The organism is Pleionea litopenaei, from assembly GCF_031198435.1.
Classification (GTDB): Bacteria; Pseudomonadota; Gammaproteobacteria; order Enterobacterales; family Kangiellaceae; genus Pleionea; species Pleionea litopenaei.
Genome location: NZ_CP133548.1, coordinates 849718 through 866569 on the forward strand (window position 1 = coordinate 849718; position 16852 = coordinate 866569).

Below are 16852 nucleotides of genomic sequence, written 5' to 3' on the forward strand. Positions count from 1 at the left end.
AAAATCACAGTGAGCATTGATTCAGCTCTAAACACAACATAGCTTAAACAATAGTTAAGGTCACCTTTAAATTTAGCAGAAATGGCTGGGCGTTTTGTCTATAATGCGCGTTTTTTATAACAAACATCAGATAATCACTTATGCCACTGTCTTTAAACTTCCCCTCGCTGGTTACCAAGCCTGGATTTACCAATTATTTGGGTAAATTACCCGGCTCCAGCTCCGCGTTGGTTTTGGCTGAGTTGATTAATAGCTATGACGGTGTCATTCTCGTCTTGTGTGAAGGTTCGGCTCAAGCTCAACAGTTAGAGCGTGCATTAGATGCCTTTTACGGCGAGGCTGACCATTCGCGGCCAGTGGTTACCTTTCCGGACTGGGAAACCCTACCCTACGATCGATTTTCGGCCCACGAATCTATCGTATCAGAGCGCCTACATGCCCTTCACCAAATTGCCCAAATGCAACATGGCTTAGTCATTGCGGCTCTACCGGCAACGATATCCCGAATAGCAAAGCCTGACTTTATCCTTGGCAACTTATTTAAATTCCAAGTCGGCGCAAAGATGGATCTGTCTGCCGCACGGAACATCTTTGAGCAAGCTGGTTATCGCTGTGTAGAAAAGGTTTTGGAACATGGTGAGTTCGCTGTCCGCGGCTCATTACTCGATATATTTCCTATGGGCAACCATTTACCCATACGCGTCGATTTCTTTGACGATGAAATTGAGACCATTCGATCATTTGACCCTGAAACTCAAATGTCTGTCGACGCCTTAGATAAATTCGAATTACTGCCTGCGCACGAGTTTCCCACTGATGATGCTGCTATCACTCATTTTAGGCAACAGTTTAGAAGTACCTTCGATGTTGAGTTAAAAGATTGTCAGCTTTACCAAGATGTCTCTAATGGTCTGTTACCAGCGGGTATCGAGTACTACCTGCCGCTTTTCAGCGAACAGACCGTATCGCTTTTAGACTACTTGCCTGAAAGCACTCTGGTGGTCACCGAAAGCAATTTGCAGTCGACTTTAAATAAGCAATGGGAAAGTCTTGAAGAGAGATACGAAGAATACCGCTGGGATCGTACAAGACCGATATTAGCACCTGAGCAGATATCCTTTTCACCCGAACAGTTTAATCAACAACTGAAACGATTTCCTCACTTAACGTTTAACGGAGATGGAAAAACCAACACCCCCACACTTCCGTTTCTGCCCGTTGACGACATCACGATTAATCACAAAGCAAAAGATCCGATAAGTGGCCTTCGGACCTTGGTTAATGGCTCTCAAAACCGCATCGTAATTTGCGCCGAAGGTCCCGGACGCCGAGAAGCCATCAGTGATTTGCTCAAACGTTTTGAACATACTGTGACCGTGATAGATAGTTGGCGTGAAGCTATTGAAAAGCCTTCTGGACTGTATTTAACCATTGCGCCAATCGAAGGCAGTTTTTCGCATCCAGATGTCACGCTCATAGCTGAGTCTAGCTTGTTTGGTCAACACGTTTTACAAAGACGTCGTCGGCAGCAAAAGGATTACAGTCCAGACACCTTGATTCACAGCTTGGCTGAGCTCAATATTGGAGCCCCTGTCGTTCATGCGGACCATGGCGTCGGACGTTATCTGGGACTCGAATGTATCACTGCCAATAATCAACCAGCAGAGTACCTTACCCTTGAATATGCGTCAGGCGATAAACTCTATGTTCCGGTACAGTCGCTGCATTTAATACATCGCTACACAGGTGCAAGTGACGAACAAGCACCATTGCACAAATTAGGCAATGAACAATGGGCTAAAGAACGTAAAAAAGCAGCTGAAAAAGTACGTGACGTTGCGGCAGAGCTACTCGACTTATACGCCAAGCGAGCCGCAAAAACTGGGTTTCAATACCAAACCGACAACGCTGAATATCTTCAGTTTGCCGATGGCTTTCCATTTGAACTAACCGATGATCAAGAATCCTCAGTTAATGCCATTTTACAGGATATGCAAGCGACCACGCCGATGGACCGACTGGTCTGTGGTGATGTAGGCTTTGGTAAAACCGAAGTCGCCATGCGAGCCGCGTTCATTGCCGTGCAGAATACGCGACAGGTTGCCGTACTCGTTCCCACCACGTTACTTGCTCAACAGCATTTTGAAAACTTTAAAGATCGTTTTGCTGACTGGCCATTCAGAATTGAAGTCTTATCGCGGTTCAGAACCGCTAAAGAAACAGAAGCCGTTATCGCTGACATTCAAGCAGGCAAAGTCGATATCGTGATCGGAACTCACAAGCTGTTACAAGGCAACGTTGAGTTTTCAGATCTAGGTCTTGTGATAATCGATGAAGAACATCGCTTTGGTGTGCGGCAAAAAGAAAAACTCAAGGCCATTCGCGCAGAAGTTGATGTGCTCACCTTAACCGCAACGCCTATTCCAAGAACCTTGAATATGTCGTTATCTGGAATGCGCGACTTATCGATTATTGCAACGCCTCCGGCTAGACGACTTGCCATAAAAACCTTTGTCAGAGAGTACAACAAGCCGCTTATCAAAGAGGCCATTCAGCGAGAAACTTTGCGCGGTGGTCAAGTTTACTTTTTACACAACAGTGTCGATTCCATTGAGCGTCGTGCCGCAGAGTTGCGAGAGCTAATGCCAGAACTGAATATTGCTGTTGCTCATGGACAGATGCGCGAGCGTGAACTTGAACAAGTTATGCAGCAGTTCTATCACCGAAAGTTTCATATTCTTGTTTGCACAACGATTATTGAAACGGGAATCGATGTTCCCAATGCGAACACCATTATTATGGATCGTGCCGATAAACTCGGTTTGGCGCAGCTTCATCAGCTACGAGGACGAGTTGGTCGATCGCATCATCAAGCTTATGCTTACTTAATGGTTCCCTCAATAAAAGGTCTTTCTCGCGATGCTAAAAAGCGGCTTGATGCAATATCGTCACTTGAAGATCTGGGTGCCGGTTTTTCACTGGCCACTCATGATATGGAAATTCGAGGCGCGGGAGAGATTTTGGGAGACGACCAAAGCGGTCAAATGGAAAGTGTCGGCTTTTCTATGTACATGGAAATGCTCGAGCAAGCCGTAACCGCGCTGAAAGAAGGTCGAGAACCGAGTTTATCCGAGAGTCTCGCTACCCAAACCGAAGTTGAGATTGGTTTACCGGCGTTAATTCCTGAAGATTACATCCCTGACGTTCATACTCGGCTAACGTTATACAAACGGTTAGCCAGTTGTAAAACTGAATCGAGTCTACGAGATTTGCAGGTCGAAATGATTGATCGTTTTGGCTTGCTTCCAGACCATCTCAAAAATTTAATTAAATTAACGGAGTTAAAGCAGCAGTTAACGCCACTGGGCATTACTAAGCTGATAGCTACCGATAAAGGCCTCACTGTGGATTTTAATCCAGATACAGTGGTTAACCCTCAAGTCATCATTTCTTTAATACAGCGAAATCCGTCTCGCTATCGTTTAGAGAAAGGCACTATACTCAAAGTGTTACGAGATTTGACCGAGGCCACAGCTCGATGGAGTGAAATCGAGACATTGATTGCAACCCTAGGCGGACAACGGTAACCTGTCATTCTGAGGTTATTTTTTGATTGGCCGAATTGATTTAAGTTATTCAGGATAATTTGATGAATTTTTACCCTTTTAAAAGACAGAAACGATTTTCGATTGGTCAATTGATTGCGATCTGCACATCATCTCTTTTCGTCTTACCAATAATCGCTGAGACAAGTAACTCGAAATCGACTAAAGATGCTCGATGGTTTGACATTGAAGTGATTGTTTTCAAAAACGCCCGCGGAAATACTAACGAAGAGTTATGGCCTAAAAGCTCTGAGATAGTTTACCCGGAAAAGTTAATTGACCAAATGGTCAGCGCGCTTTATCCAGCTCCCGAAGGAGAAGTGCTAACACCTCCAGACGCTTTGAAAAAGAGCGATGAAAATGACGCGTCATCCACTACTAAAGAAGTGGCTAGTTTAGCGGCGGATGCACAAGGTCAGAAAGACTTAGTGCCTTTTAGCCCTTTGCTCGAAAACGAATTAGCGTTAACCTCGATCAAAGAGTCTTTGCAGCGCAGTTCTCAATACCAACCTTTGGTTCACTACGGTTGGCGACAACCTGTTTACGATCGTGATGAATCTGAGTGGGTTCGTGTCGTCGGAGGACTAAATTACAACGCTCGTTTTGATCATCAAGGTCGCAGCTTGAGTGAAAACTCTTCACTCAAACAGTTGGGCTTAAGCCAACCATCGATCATTCAATCAGAAGCCGATCAAGGCTTAACTTCTCATTTCGATACGCCGACGCTAAAAAAATTTACCCCTGTACCAGAAATTGATGGAGCCATTCAGGTTTACTTAAGTCGTTATCTCCATGTTAATACAAAATTATTTATGCGTATTCCAGGAGAAGAAGAACTCGATGTCTCGGCCATTAGCTCATCTCTGTCTTCATCGATGCTTGACTTAACAAAAGACGGTCAATTGGACGAAGAATATGAAACTAACTTTAATTGGAGCTTTCAATCCGACAATTGGATGAACCAAGAAAAACAAACCACGGTTATCGAACGACTGCTCAATTATCCCCTCTCTCAGTCACGACGCGTTCGGAGTGGAGAAACTCATTACTTCGACCATCCGCTATTCGGTGTTATCATTCAAATAAGACCCTACTCAACTAATAAAGAAGAGTCTTAAAGAACTGCCAGCATTAATCTCAGGGAGACCTTATCAATGGCGAATATTTGCGTGTTAGGTTGCGGAATGGTGGGCTCCGCCATGGCAATTGACTTGGTTAAAAACCACTCCGTCACTGTAGCCGATAAAAACAAAAAAGCATTAGCTGACACCAAAGAAAAAGCGGACGATCTAAAAACCATCGCCGCGGATCTGAGTGACGCAGACGCCATTTCTGATGTAATTGAAGATGCTGACTTAGTGGTTTGTGCGGTTCCTGGGTTCATGGGCTTTAACGTTCTTAAAACCGTTCTGAATAATAAAAAATCAGCGGTAGATATCTCATTTTTTCCAGAAAACGCTCTCGACCTCGATTATTTGGCGAAAAAGCATGAAGTTTATGCGCTGGTCGATTGCGGCGTTGCTCCTGGTATGGACAACATATTGCTTGGTCATCATGACTCAACGATGAAAGTACAAAAGTTTGAGTGTTTAGTCGGTGGCTTACCGCGTCAGCGCCGGTGGCCGTTTGAGTATAAAGCGCCGTTTTCTCCGATAGACGTTATCGAGGAATACACCCGCCCCGCTCGATTTGTTGAAAATGGAAAGCTGGTCACGCGCCCGCCACTCACCGATTGTGAATTGGTGCATTTTGACAAGGTGGGAACGCTAGAGTCATTTAATACCGACGGTTTGCGCACGCTTTTGCAAACCATGGATCACATACCGGATATGAAAGAGAAAACGCTTCGCTATCCGAGACACGCTGAATACATAAAAGTGCTGGCAGAGACAGGTTTCTTCTCCGAAGAGCCTATCGAAGTGGGAGGAGTGTCTGTCTCCCCTCTCGACTTTACCGCTAAAGTGCTCATCGATAACTGGAAGCTCAAACGTAATGAAAGTGAGTTTACCGTGATGAGAGTGACCATTGAAGGCGAAGAAAGTGGAAAAACTAAACGGTACGTTTATAACCTATACGATGAAACGGATACCGCTTCAGCCACTTCTTCAATGGCAAGAACGACCGGTTTCACGGCCACAGCCGCAGTTAACTACCTCCTCGAGAACAAACCATCCGAATCAGGAATCATTGCTCCAGAAGTATTTGGCGCTTATGATGGCGCCTGCGACTATGTATTGAAATACTTAAACGAGAGAAATGTTCAATACAAGAAAGAAGAAACTACTTTATCTACCGAGAGATCATAATGACTGAAGTACGAAAACTACCCGATGATAAGATCACTGAAATACGCGCCCATTTCGACTTTTTTGACCGCGATAAAAATGGCGAAATCGATTTAGAAGAATTTACCGAGTTACTCCGAGTGCTTTCTCCTAAGTCTAGTAAACAACAGGCTGAGAGTGGCTTTTCATTCATCGACGAAAACAGCGATGGTCATATTGATTTCGATGAGTTTCTCATTTGGTGGGAAACTTGCTGGTGGGAATACTAATTCTCTTACTTAAGCCACAGGGCGTGTTTTTTACCCACCTGTGGCTTATTCTTCTAACCACAATTCATTTTCATGATACAAAACCAGCAAATCTGCAGCCGCTTTTACATTCTCCTGCATTCTTAATTTAACCTCGTCACTCGGTTGTTTATTTTCAGCTTGGGCTGCTTGCTTTAGTTGTCTGGCCAAAAACAAATACTGACGACTGAACGCCAGTAGCGCTTCACGAGCGGTCGCGGCTGCTTTAAAGGGTAATGATAATGTTGGCAAATCACCACTGATCAACCAAATTCGCTTGGTTGTAGAATGTTGATTAACCGTAAACTGCCATACCGACAGTGCGGGCTCTAAGGTTCTGGTTTGTTCATCACTGACGGCCAAAACATGCCAAGAATGCCGTTCACAATAAGATAACGCCAATTGCAGCTGTTCGGCTTCCCATTCACTTAGCAGGGTCCAGTCAATATTTAATTGATTGGATTGGGTAAGTGTAGAGTTGTTCGCTGGTTCAAGCACCATCGGTCGACTACCGGGTTATCACTTTTAAACTTCGGTAAAGCTCGATTTTATTAACATAGGTATCGGCACTTTTCTCTAATAACATTCGCTCTTGCTCGGTTAGTTTTCGAACAACCTTGCCCGGATTGCCTAACACTAATACTCCAGAGGGGATTTCTTTTCCTTCTGTGATCAAAGTGTTAGCGCCAATTAGGACATGGTCACCAATCTTGGCATTGTTTAAGACAACGGCATTGATTCCAACAAGACTGAAATCGCCAATGCTGCAACCGTGTAACATCGCGTGATGACCCACGGTCACACCACGACCTACGATTAATTCTAGTCCAGGATCGGTGTGCAGTACTGCGTTATCTTGAATATTACTTTTAGGTCCAACGCGAATCCAATCGGTATCGCCTCTTATTACACTATTGAACCAAACACTGCATTCTTCACCCAGCTCGACTTTTCCAATAATATCAGCGCTTTCAGCAATAAAGCTGCTATCAAAATCGAGCTTCGGTGAAATACCGTTCAATGCATAAATCATCTTTGATCCTAGTTAAATTCGCGGTTCATATATGCGGCGCAACATGCCAATTCCACACCACAACTCATCTGACCAGACTAGCATAGCTTGCAGCGAGAAATAATGCCATTTGCCAGAAAAATGACGCTATATGCGGTTAAAAATACGCCAATTTACAAAATTAAGCTAGCGATTTGAATGGCACAGTGGTAAGGTTGCGCCACCTCAAAACAGGGGGCCAAATCGAGCGTTTTTTAGCCTATCTCGAATTAGCTTAAACGATCGAATTTAGTCCTTCTGTCCGACAAGACCAGTCTGAATGACACAACAGAGAGGCAGTACTTTATGGATATTCTAAAAGAACTCGGTATTGAGTCTATTAACTCTGGCGCAAACTTCTCCGCCAATGAGTGGAGCACCACCACCGATCAAGGCATTGTTGAATCAATCAACCCAGCCACTGGTGAACTAATTGCGAAAGTATACGCAGCATCAGAACAAGACTACGAAACAATCATTACTAAAGCGGAAGAAGCCTTTGCCGAATGGCGAATGGTTCCGGCACCGCTTCGCGGCGAAGTGGTTCGTCAAATCGGTAACGCTTTACGTGATCACAAAGACGCATTAGGTAGCCTCGTTTCAATGGAAATGGGCAAAATTAAAGCGGAAGGTGACGGTGAAGTCCAAGAGATGATTGACATGGCCGACTTTGCGGTAGGTCAATCGCGCATGCTTTACGGCAACACCATGCATTCTGAGCGACCTCAACATCGCATGTACGAGCAATGGCACCCTCTAGGTATCGTTGGTTGTATTTCGGCGTTCAATTTCCCTGTCGCCGTTTGGTCTTGGAATGCTTTCGTCGCAGCGGCATGTGGTAACGTGACTGTGTGGAAACCTTCTCCAAAAACACCTTTGACGGCTATCGCTGTCCAAAATATCTGTAACAAAGTGATGGCTGAAAATGGCTATAAGCCAATGTTCTACACCTTTGTTGATAATACTGACAATAAATTAGCGGAAACCTTCATCAACGACAAACGCGTGAAAAAGATTTCTTTCACTGGCTCAAGCGTGGTTGGCAAGATGGTTGGTGTTAAAGTCGCAGAACGTATGGGCAAATGCCTACTTGAGTTATCGGGTAACAATGCGTTGATTATTGACGAAACCGCTGACTTAGAAAACGCCATTCCTTCAGCAGCCTTTGGCGCAGTGGGTACCGGCGGTCAACGTTGTACCACAACTCGCCGTTTGATTGTTCACGAAAGCATTGTCGACAAAGTGATCGACTCAATGGTCGGTGCGTACAAGCAAGTTAAGATTGGCAACCCACTTGATACCAACACCCTGATGGGTCCGCTAATCGACGAAACAGCGGTACAGAACTTCGAAAAAGCTGTTGCGGCAGCCGTCGAGCAAGGCGGTGAAGTATTGTACGGTGGAAAGCGTATTGAAGGTGCGGGTCACTTCGTAGAGCCAACCATCATCAAAGCAGAAAATCATTGGGCAGCGGTTCAAAATGAAACGTTTGCGCCAATTGTTTACATCATGACATTCAAAACCATTGAAGAAGCCATCGAGTTAAACAACTCAGTTCGTCAAGGTCTATCAGCAGCAATGTTTAGCATGAATATGCGCAACATAGAAAAGTTCTTATCGGCCGCGGGTAGCGATACAGGTATTGCGAACATTAATATCGGTACTTCAGGTGCTGAAATTGGTGGCGCATTCGGTGGTGAAAAAGAAACCGGTGGCGGTCGCGAAGCAGGTTCAGATGCTTGGAAAGCTTATATGCGTCGTCAAACCAATACTATTTTCTGGGGTGAAAAACCTACCTTAGCGCAAGGTATTGAATTTAACTTGGGTTAAGATTTTCTGTTCCGAAGAGGACGGTAAAAACCCTCCTCTTCCTCTCAGTTTCCATTACTAGGAGATAATTATGGCAGTATTTAATCTGCGAGCATACGATGAACACGAGCAAGTAGTGTTTTGTAGTGACAGTGAATCAGGCTTGAAAGCAATTATTGCTATTCATAGTACTGCTCTTGGTCCTGCAACCGGTGGATGTCGTATGTGGGAATACAATTCTGACGAAGGTGCACTTATCGATGCATTACGTCTATCACGTGGTATGACTTATAAGAATGCCATGGCTGGACTCAACATGGGTGGCGGAAAGTCAGTTATCATTGGTAACCCACGCACCCAGAAGTCAGAAGAGTTATTCCGTGCATTCGGTCGTTTTGTAGATAACTTAAAAGGCCGATACGTGACCGCTGAAGACGTAGGAATTAACCCTGACGATATGGCATTAGTGCACAAAGAAACCAATCACGTACTTGGTTTAGAAGGCAAAAGCGGTGACCCATCTCCAGTAACTGCGTATGGTGTCTACATGGGCATGAAAGCAGCGGTAAAACACCGCTTAGGACGCGATAGCTTAGATGGCATTAAAGTCGCTGTTCAAGGACTGGGGCATGTTGGTCAATATCTTTGCGACCACTTAGCAAAAGAAGGCGCGCAACTGTTTGTAACCGATATCAACAAAGAATCGATCGATAAAATCGTTAGCAGCTGTGGTGCTACCGCTATCGATAAAGATGAGATTTATCAACAAGACGTTGATGTTTATGCGCCTTGTGCTCTTGGTGCAACACTAAACGATGTGACGATTCCAAAGTTAAAAGCGTCAGTCATCGCAGGTGCTGCAAATAACCAACTAGCAGAAGATCGTCATGGCGATGAATTGAAAAAGCGTGGTATCTTGTACACTCCTGATTACATCATCAACGCTGGCGGAATTATTAACGTTTCGTTTGAAGAAAACTACAACCGAGAAGTTGCTCTTCGTAAAGTTGATGAAATTTATCAAACGTTGGAAGAAGTATTTGCAACCGCCGATAAAGAAAATAAAACAACGAATGTTGTCGCAGATGAATTAGCACGTAAGCGTGTGGCAGCTGCAAAGCAATAGCTTTGGTACTCAAATGTATCACCAAAAAGGAGCTCTATGAGCTCCTTTTTTTAAGCATTGATAACCTTCGTATATACCAAATAGGCGCTTTTTATTGGTAAAACTGATGAAGTACTCTTGCTATTTTCGTTTTACAAACAACGCAGGATCCAATCTCTGATCGTGCCAATTAAGACGCCAATCTAAATGAGGTCCCGTTGCACGACCACTCTGACCAATTTCACCAATTAACTCGCCTTGCTTAATCGATTGACCTTCTTTGACATGAGTTTTATGTAAATGCAGATAAGTTGAATTAAGACCAAGACCATGATCAATAATAATGGTAGCGCCTGAGTAAAACATATCCGGATGCACTAATACGACTTTTCCACTAGCGGGAGCAACGACAGGTGTGCCAACTGGCGCCGCAATATCTTCGCCAAAGTGCGGTCGTTTAGGTTCGCCATTAAGCACTCTTTGAGAACCATAGTAACCAGAAATCCTACCCTCTGCAGGTGAAATAAAAATTTGTTTAAAAAACTCGAGCTCCGACGTAACAGATCGAGCTTCTTTTACTTGCTGAGTCTCCCGTACAATACGCGCAAGAACTTCGGGCTTTTTTGGGGACACTTTACTTTTGGGTAAACCATCAATTCGCTCAATACGATAGTCACGAACGGCAACTTCAAATCGTTGCTTGAGTTGCTCGTTTTTACTGACTACCATTACCTCGGCAGGCCCTTGAAAATCTCGTCCAAACCCAATGATAAATTGTCCGAACTGGTTAACCTTCACTGGCTTTTCTAAAAATGAAACCTGATGCCCTTTCGACACTTGCCCAATTAAGTAGCCACCTTGAGTAAGTTCAGCGCGCAAGACTCGAACAGGCTCAGATTTAACGCCTAAACTTTCTGCAGTGACTTCACCAGAACTAGCCATAAGAAAGCCAGTCAGAATGACAATAGCAGCGCTCAGTCGAACTACGGTAGCGTACATGATACTCCCCTTCTTTATTTCACTAAACTCATATAAAACGCTAATCAATGACCATCAATCTAACCAATTGCTTAGCGTCTTACAATTGCAATTACTTAAATCAAGGGTAATAAAAAATTAGAATTTACCTTTTGGTTAATTAACGTTCGACTTGTACAGGTCATTTAAGACACCTCCATCAGATCATTTAAGATGAGTCCAACAGGTCATTTAAGATAAGTCCATCACTTCATGTAATATTGTGTTACAAACTGTACTCGATCAACGCTCAGCTTAAACTCATAATTCGTTTATGAAGACATTAATTAGTACAGTTACCTCTCTTGCGCTGTTGGTTGCAACAGGCCTCGATGCCGCTCACCCTGTTGGGAGTGAGGAAGATCATATTTTAGCCATGATAGAACATCCACAGCGGTTAGAAATGGATCTCAAACGTGACGAAAACCGGCGCCCTTATGATGTATTAGACTTTTACAATGTGAGGCCTGGAATGACTGTCTTAGATGTGTTCTCTGGCGGCGGTTACTACAGTGAGTTATTTTCGCTAGCCGTGGGTCCGCAAGGCAAGGTCATTGCTCACAACAACCTTGCCTACTCCAAATACGTTGAAAAAACTTTGGCCAAACGTTATTCAAACAATCGATTAAAAAACGTTGAAAACATTATACAAGAAGCTAATGAATTAAATGTTCCAGCGAATTCTGCCGATATGGCTTTTTTAATATTGGCTTATCATGATATTTACTACGCGCCGAAAAAAGGTAGCTGGCCAAAAATCGACCGTAAACTTTTTTTAAGTCATATTTACGATGCACTTAAGCCCGGAGGAATTTTAGGCATTATTGATCATCAAGCCGCACCCGGAAGCCCTGCTTCCACCGGGCATTCACTCCATAGAATTAATGTAGACTTAGTCATTCAACAAGTGAAAGAGGCCGGCTTTATTTTAAAAGAGCGGGCTTATTTTCTAGAAAATGAAACGGACGATCTTTCCAAGCATATGTACGCTCCGGAAAACCGAGGTAAAACCAGCCGTTTTATCTTAAAGTTCATTAAGCCGCTTGACCTAGAGCAACAGATTGTAGATGAGCGAACTATTCCTTGAATATATTCGCTCATTTTGAACTTGCGGTTTAACGCTTAACCTTCAGCTCTCGCCGCAATAAAAGCTAAGGCTTTACGAATTCTTTCTAAGCACCTTGCTTGACCGATATGAAGAAGTGTCACGTCTAAATTAGGTGATTGACCGGCTCCAGTAACGGCAACTCTCAATGGCATACCGACCTTCCCCATTCCAACAGACAGTTGCTCTGCCGTTGCATCAATCGCCGATTGAATGCTTGCTGCAGTCCACTCATTGAGTTCAGAAAGTTTACTAGCAACCAACTCTAAAGGTTCTTTGGCAACCGGACGTAAATGCTTTTTTGCTGCTCCAGCATCAAACTCTTGGTAATCTTGATAAAAGTAAACAATTGACTCCGCCAATTCTTTCAGTGTGTGAACACGCTCCGAAAACAATGGGATAAGCAATTCTAGTGCGGGACCTTCGCTAAGATTAAGCCCGAGATTATCAATATGCCATTGTAATGCTGCCGCAACCTCTTTAACCGGTAACGTTTTAATATAATGTTGATTTAACCAACGTAATTTATCGGTGTTGAATGCTGATGCCGCTTTATTAATATCGTGAATGTCGAATAAAGACTTCATTTCCTCTAAAGAGAAAATTTCTTGATCGCCATGTGACCAGCCCAATCGTATTAAATAGTTTAATACCGCTTGTGGTAGATAACCATCATCTCGATACTGCATAACGCTTACCGCACCATGCCGTTTAGAAAGCTTTTTACCATCATCGCCTAAAATCATGGGTACGTGAGCGTATTCTGGTGCCGTTGCGTTGAGTGCTTTAAAAATATTAATCTGTCTCGGCGTATTATTAACGTGATCATCACCCCGTATGACTTGCGTAATTTTCATATCCCAATCATCGACTACAACCGTAAAATTGTAGGTTGGGGTACCGTCAGTGCGAGCAATAATTAAGTCATCTAACTCAGAGTTGGCAAAAGTAATTTCGCCTTTAACCGCATCATTCCACGTAACTTTACCTTCTTGAGGATTTTTGAAACGAATAACGTGCGCTTGTGTTATGTCTTGCTGCTCTTTAGTTAGGTGTCGGCATTTGCCATCGTAACGAGGCTTTTCCTTCGCCGTCATTTGCTGCTCTCGTAGTTCGTCTAACCGTTCTTTCGAACAGTAACAACGATAGGCTTTGCCCTCTTCTAGCAGTTGGGCGACCACTTCTTTATAGCGGTCAAAACGTTGTGTCTGATAGTAAGGACCTTGAGTGTGCTCAAGACCTAGCCACTCCATTCCATCTAAAATCGCTTGGACCGCTTCGTCAGTTGACCGCTCTCGATCGGTATCTTCTATTCTTAGAACAAACTCACCATGATGACGTTGAGCATGTAACCAGCTATACAAAGCAGTTCGAGCCCCTCCAACATGAAGGTACCCAGTTGGGCTTGGAGCAAAACGTGTAACGACAGACATATTAACCATCCTATTCTTTGGGAGGCGTATTTTAGCAATCCTCAGTCGGTAGGTGAACGGGCGATAACGAATAAAAATTAATTTTTTTTAAAATATACGTTGACCCAAGTGAAATACTCCCATAGAATGCGCCCCGTTCTTACGGAGTGGGCGCTTAGCTCAGTTGGGAGAGCATCGCCCTTACAAGGCGAGGGTCACTGGTTCGAGCCCAGTAGCGCCCACCACTCCGCTCTTTTCTCCTTCATTGAAAATACTACTCTTTCAGCGATTGCTTATCCAAAAGCGTCTTATTTGAAGCGTAACAATTTAGAGAATCTGCTTTAGGCGATCACTCGTCAGAAAAAATAATCGCTTATAAAGCGTATTTCCGAAACCATAATCGCTGTGCTTTGTTGACCAATTCTATTTAATCTTACAATTCAGTCTCATCCAATTAACAATATTGAAAGACTTCCTTCGTTAGGATAAAAAAGTGTATGAGCGTCAGACGTTGCTCGCCAAATGGATAGCCTTGATTCTTCAATCGCTATTGTCTAATTTTTGAAATCCGATAGACTAGATTTTTTAGTCACTTAAGTATCAATGTCGATGAAAAACAACAATAAAAGACAACTTTTCGGTCGCCCTAAACCCTCTATCGCACGTCGTATTTTGCGTAAGATAACACTCCTTCTACTCACACTGCTCAGTTTAGGCTTGTTGCTCGGATTGGTGGTCTACTTTATCTTACTAGGATCCAAACCCACCTACGAGGGACAGTTGCATCTTGACGGGTTATCGCAATCGGTAACAATCAATCGAGATAAACTCGGCACCACAGAAATCATCGCTGAAAATCGAAGTGATTTGGGATTTGCGCTAGGATTTCCACGCGCAAGAGAGATATTTTCAAATGGATCTTTTGCGCCGTAGTGCCGCAGGTGAACTGTCTGCTATCTTCGGTGATGTTGCTTTAAGCATGGATAAACAACGACGTTTGCACCGATTTCGCGCTAGAGCACAACAAATTGTCAACCGTTTACCCGCCGAGCACTTAAACTTATTAGAAGTTTACACCGCTGGTGTTAACCAAGGTCTAGAGCAACTTTCCACCAGCCCATTTGAATATTGGCTACTCAATACCGAACCGAAACCTTGGACTATTGAAGATTCTATTCTAGTCGTCTTCGCCATGTACCTAGATTTACAGGCAGGCTCACCAGAACGTGAACGAGTGTTAAAGCAAGCCTATTCGTCCTTGCCTAAGCCGCTTTATGAGTTGCTGGTTCCAAAACGAACAGAGTTCGATGCACCGCTTATTGCTCCAAATACGCTCTCTCCAAACAGCGTCGAGCCAGAGTCTATTGATCCAAAGACAGTTGATCCAGAGACTGTCGAACAAGAAACAAACCGACCCAATCTCACGGCTCAAGATTTGTATAAGACTCAAACGGTCAATAGGTTACTTAATGACAAGGTCTTTACGTCTTCTCATCTGCAGCACATTAGTGAAACCTCATCAATTTGGTCTCCTTTTTCAGCGCAAGAAGCTAAAAGTCACCCAGATTTAACGCCTGGGAGTAATAATTTTGCCATTGCAGGAAGTCGATCCGAAAATCACTCAGCCATTGTTGCTGGCGATATGCACCTAGGTTTGTCCGTACCAAATATCTGGTACAAAGCCAATTTAATGATTCAAAACTCAAATTCATCAATGAATTTGTACGGAGTGACGCTACCGGGAACACCGTTAATGATCGCGGGAAGTAACGACTATGTCGCCTGGACTTTCACTAACAGTTATGGCGACTACGCTGATGTAATTGAACTGACCTTAAATGATGACAAGCCGCATCAATATCGAGTTGATACACAAACACACAACTTCACCTACGTTAAAGAAACCATTGAAGTGAAAAATGGTACGGCCGTCGAGCTCACACTGAGAGAAAGTATTTTCGGCCCAACCTATCAAGATGAGCAAGGCAAGGTTTATAGCTTGCTTTGGGTCGCTCACCAGCCAGAGGCCGTAAATTTAAACTTATTAGCGATGGAATCCGCTGAAAACCTTGAACAAGCTCTTGCGGTTGCTAATCGCTCAGCCATTCCTGCGCAAAATATTCTTATCGGTGATCGTAATGGTGACATAGGCTGGACAATTATTGGTCCTCTTCCTCAACGACGAGAAGGTAAAACCCCGTTTGATACCATTGCTCATCAAAATGGCAATATTACTTGGCTTGATGAACAAGACTACCCACGAGTGATTAACCATCCTCAAGGAGCACTATGGACAGCCAATAATCGCGTCAGTGACAATGCCGCTTTACAAAAGATTGGAGACGGAGGTTATGCGCTTGGAGTTCGAGCTCAAACGATAAAAAGCCAACTGTTAGAAATTAATAACGGTAATGAGCAAGACTTATTGAACATTCAGTTGTCCACAGACACACCCATATACCGCTATTGGCAAAGAAAATTATTGGCCAACAAACGTCTCTATAGCAATCTAACTTCTGAACAACAGAGTTTCTTTGAATTGATTGAGGCATGGAATGGACATTCTGATGCCGATCAAGCAGGTTTCACTTTCGTTTATCTATTTCGGCAAGGCGTTCGTGAAATATTACTCGACCAACAAGCCGACCAATGGTTTGCTTACCCGACGCGATCGTTTGGATACTATTCTAGGCAATATGAGCAAACGTTAAGGAAGATTATCGATGAGCGGAACAAATCTCTTCTGCCACCACAATATAGTGATTATGACGCTCTATATCGGCAAGTAATTGATGATATAATCACGCGATTAACAGAAAACAACGCTGTGTTAGAAGACCAAACATGGGGCAACTTTAATCGACTAAAAATACAACATCCGATTAGTCGAGCAGTACCATTTTTGGGCCGTTTTCTCGATCGACCTCAACTCAATATGCCCGGGGATGCCTTATCACCTCGAGTGCAGAGACCCAGTTTTGGGGCCTCACAGAGAATGGTCGTTTCGCCAGGTAACATTAGCAGCGCGATTTTTCATATGCCGGGCGGACAATCAGGGCATCCACTGTCTCCGTTCTACTCGGCTGGTTTTGAAGACTGGGCTTCGGGCAATTCGACGCCGCTCAAAAAAGCCGAAACTGAATTAACGTTAACTTTGACTCCACAACCTTAGAAAT

Annotated in this window: 13 protein-coding genes and 1 tRNA gene; 10 read left to right on the forward strand and 4 right to left on the reverse strand. The window is 43.8% G+C overall.

Annotated elements, in window-relative coordinates:
• The first annotated feature begins 140 nt into the window (after positions 1-140).
• The 4 genes from mfd to Q9312_RS03695 all read left to right on the forward strand — a co-directional run bounded on the left by mfd (position 141) and on the right by Q9312_RS03695 (position 6159).
• Entirely contained in the window at positions 141-3587 is a 3447-nt protein-coding gene (mfd, locus tag Q9312_RS03680) for a transcription-repair coupling factor (protein ID WP_309203205.1), read from the forward strand.
• 62 nt (positions 3588-3649) lie between these two features.
• On the forward strand, positions 3650-4723 hold the full coding sequence (locus Q9312_RS03685; RefSeq protein ID WP_309203206.1) for a CsiV family protein: 1074 nt from the start codon (positions 3650-3652) through the stop codon (positions 4721-4723).
• Between the two features lie 36 nt (positions 4724-4759).
• Positions 4760-5911, forward strand: a complete 1152-nt coding sequence (locus Q9312_RS03690) for a saccharopine dehydrogenase family protein (protein ID WP_309203208.1) — start codon at positions 4760-4762, stop codon at positions 5909-5911.
• Positions 5911-6159, forward strand: coding sequence for an EF-hand domain-containing protein (locus Q9312_RS03695; protein ID WP_309203209.1), 249 nt, complete (start codon positions 5911-5913; stop codon positions 6157-6159). Before Q9312_RS03690 ends, Q9312_RS03695 begins: the two co-directional genes overlap by 1 nt.
• Positions 6160-6204: 45 nt before the next feature.
• On the opposite strand, the gene Q9312_RS03700 is transcribed toward Q9312_RS03695, so the two are convergent.
• Both Q9312_RS03700 and Q9312_RS03705 read right to left on the reverse strand, forming a co-directional pair.
• Positions 6205-6678, reverse strand: a complete 474-nt coding sequence (locus Q9312_RS03700) for a DUF4826 family protein (RefSeq protein ID WP_309203210.1) — start codon at positions 6676-6678, stop codon at positions 6205-6207.
• Positions 6679-6685: 7 nt separating this feature from the next.
• The gene (locus Q9312_RS03705; RefSeq protein ID WP_309203211.1) at positions 6686-7210 is read right to left on the reverse strand and encodes a gamma carbonic anhydrase family protein; all 525 of its coding nucleotides are present in this window, start codon (positions 7208-7210) and stop codon (positions 6686-6688) included.
• Positions 7211-7534: 324 nt separating this feature from the next.
• Between Q9312_RS03705 and amaB the strand changes: the two genes are divergently transcribed.
• Positions 7535-9058 (forward strand): L-piperidine-6-carboxylate dehydrogenase, encoded by a 1524-nt coding sequence (amaB, locus tag Q9312_RS03710; protein ID WP_309203213.1) that lies wholly within the window; start codon positions 7535-7537, stop codon positions 9056-9058.
• A 70-nt stretch (positions 9059-9128) separates the two neighbouring features.
• Positions 9129-10163, forward strand: a complete 1035-nt coding sequence (locus Q9312_RS03715; protein ID WP_309203214.1) for a Glu/Leu/Phe/Val family dehydrogenase — start codon at positions 9129-9131, stop codon at positions 10161-10163.
• A 120-nt stretch (positions 10164-10283) separates the two neighbouring features.
• Here the strand turns inward: Q9312_RS03715 and Q9312_RS03720 are convergent, their stop codons facing one another.
• Positions 10284-11141, reverse strand: coding sequence for a M23 family metallopeptidase (locus Q9312_RS03720; protein WP_309203215.1), 858 nt, complete (start codon positions 11139-11141; stop codon positions 10284-10286).
• A 292-nt stretch (positions 11142-11433) separates the two neighbouring features.
• On the opposite strand from Q9312_RS03720, the gene Q9312_RS03725 reads away from it, so the two are divergent.
• Complete coding sequence (locus Q9312_RS03725; protein ID WP_309203217.1) at positions 11434-12246, forward strand: class I SAM-dependent methyltransferase; 813 nt, start codon at positions 11434-11436, stop codon at positions 12244-12246.
• Positions 12247-12281: 35 nt separating this feature from the next.
• Here the strand turns inward: Q9312_RS03725 and gltX are convergent, their stop codons facing one another.
• Positions 12282-13697, reverse strand: a complete 1416-nt coding sequence (gene gltX, locus Q9312_RS03730) for a glutamate--tRNA ligase (RefSeq protein WP_309203218.1) — start codon at positions 13695-13697, stop codon at positions 12282-12284.
• Between the two features lie 148 nt (positions 13698-13845).
• On the opposite strand from gltX, the gene Q9312_RS03735 reads away from it, so the two are divergent.
• The 3 genes from Q9312_RS03735 (at position 13846) to Q9312_RS03745 (ending at position 16848) form a co-directional block, all read left to right on the forward strand.
• A tRNA-Val gene (locus Q9312_RS03735) sits at positions 13846-13921 on the forward strand.
• Between the two features lie 364 nt (positions 13922-14285).
• Positions 14286-14609 carry a hypothetical protein gene (locus Q9312_RS03740; RefSeq protein WP_309203219.1) on the forward strand — a complete coding sequence of 108 codons (324 nt, stop codon included), beginning with the start codon at positions 14286-14288 and terminating at the stop codon, positions 14607-14609.
• Positions 14590-16848, forward strand: coding sequence for a penicillin acylase family protein (locus Q9312_RS03745; protein ID WP_309203220.1), 2259 nt, complete (start codon positions 14590-14592; stop codon positions 16846-16848). Before Q9312_RS03740 ends, Q9312_RS03745 begins: the two co-directional genes overlap by 20 nt.
• The last annotated feature ends 4 nt before the right edge of the window (positions 16849-16852 follow it).

Bases quoted from the DNA above. Each gene is read 5' to 3' on its own strand.
- gltX (WP_309203218.1), bottom strand. From the start codon at position 13,697: ATGTCTGTCGTTACACGTTTTGCTCCAAGCCCAACTGGGTACCTTCAT.
- Q9312_RS03685 (WP_309203206.1), top strand. From the start codon at position 3,650: ATGAATTTTTACCCTTTTAAAAGACAGAAACGATTTTCGATTGGTCAA.
- Q9312_RS03705 (WP_309203211.1), bottom strand. From the start codon at position 7,210: ATGATTTATGCATTGAACGGTATTTCACCGAAGCTCGATTTTGATAGC.
- mfd (WP_309203205.1), top strand. From the start codon at position 141: ATGCCACTGTCTTTAAACTTCCCCTCGCTGGTTACCAAGCCTGGATTT.
- amaB (WP_309203213.1), top strand. From the start codon at position 7,535: ATGGATATTCTAAAAGAACTCGGTATTGAGTCTATTAACTCTGGCGCA.
- Q9312_RS03725 (WP_309203217.1), top strand. From the start codon at position 11,434: ATGAAGACATTAATTAGTACAGTTACCTCTCTTGCGCTGTTGGTTGCA.
- Q9312_RS03740 (WP_309203219.1), top strand. From the start codon at position 14,286: ATGAAAAACAACAATAAAAGACAACTTTTCGGTCGCCCTAAACCCTCT.
- Q9312_RS03690 (WP_309203208.1), top strand. From the start codon at position 4,760: ATGGCGAATATTTGCGTGTTAGGTTGCGGAATGGTGGGCTCCGCCATG.
- Q9312_RS03745 (WP_309203220.1), top strand. From the start codon at position 14,590: ATGGATCTTTTGCGCCGTAGTGCCGCAGGTGAACTGTCTGCTATCTTC.
- Q9312_RS03695 (WP_309203209.1), top strand. From the start codon at position 5,911: ATGACTGAAGTACGAAAACTACCCGATGATAAGATCACTGAAATACGC.
- Q9312_RS03720 (WP_309203215.1), bottom strand. From the start codon at position 11,141: ATGTACGCTACCGTAGTTCGACTGAGCGCTGCTATTGTCATTCTGACT.
- Q9312_RS03715 (WP_309203214.1), top strand. From the start codon at position 9,129: ATGGCAGTATTTAATCTGCGAGCATACGATGAACACGAGCAAGTAGTG.
- Q9312_RS03700 (WP_309203210.1), bottom strand. From the start codon at position 6,678: ATGGTGCTTGAACCAGCGAACAACTCTACACTTACCCAATCCAATCAA.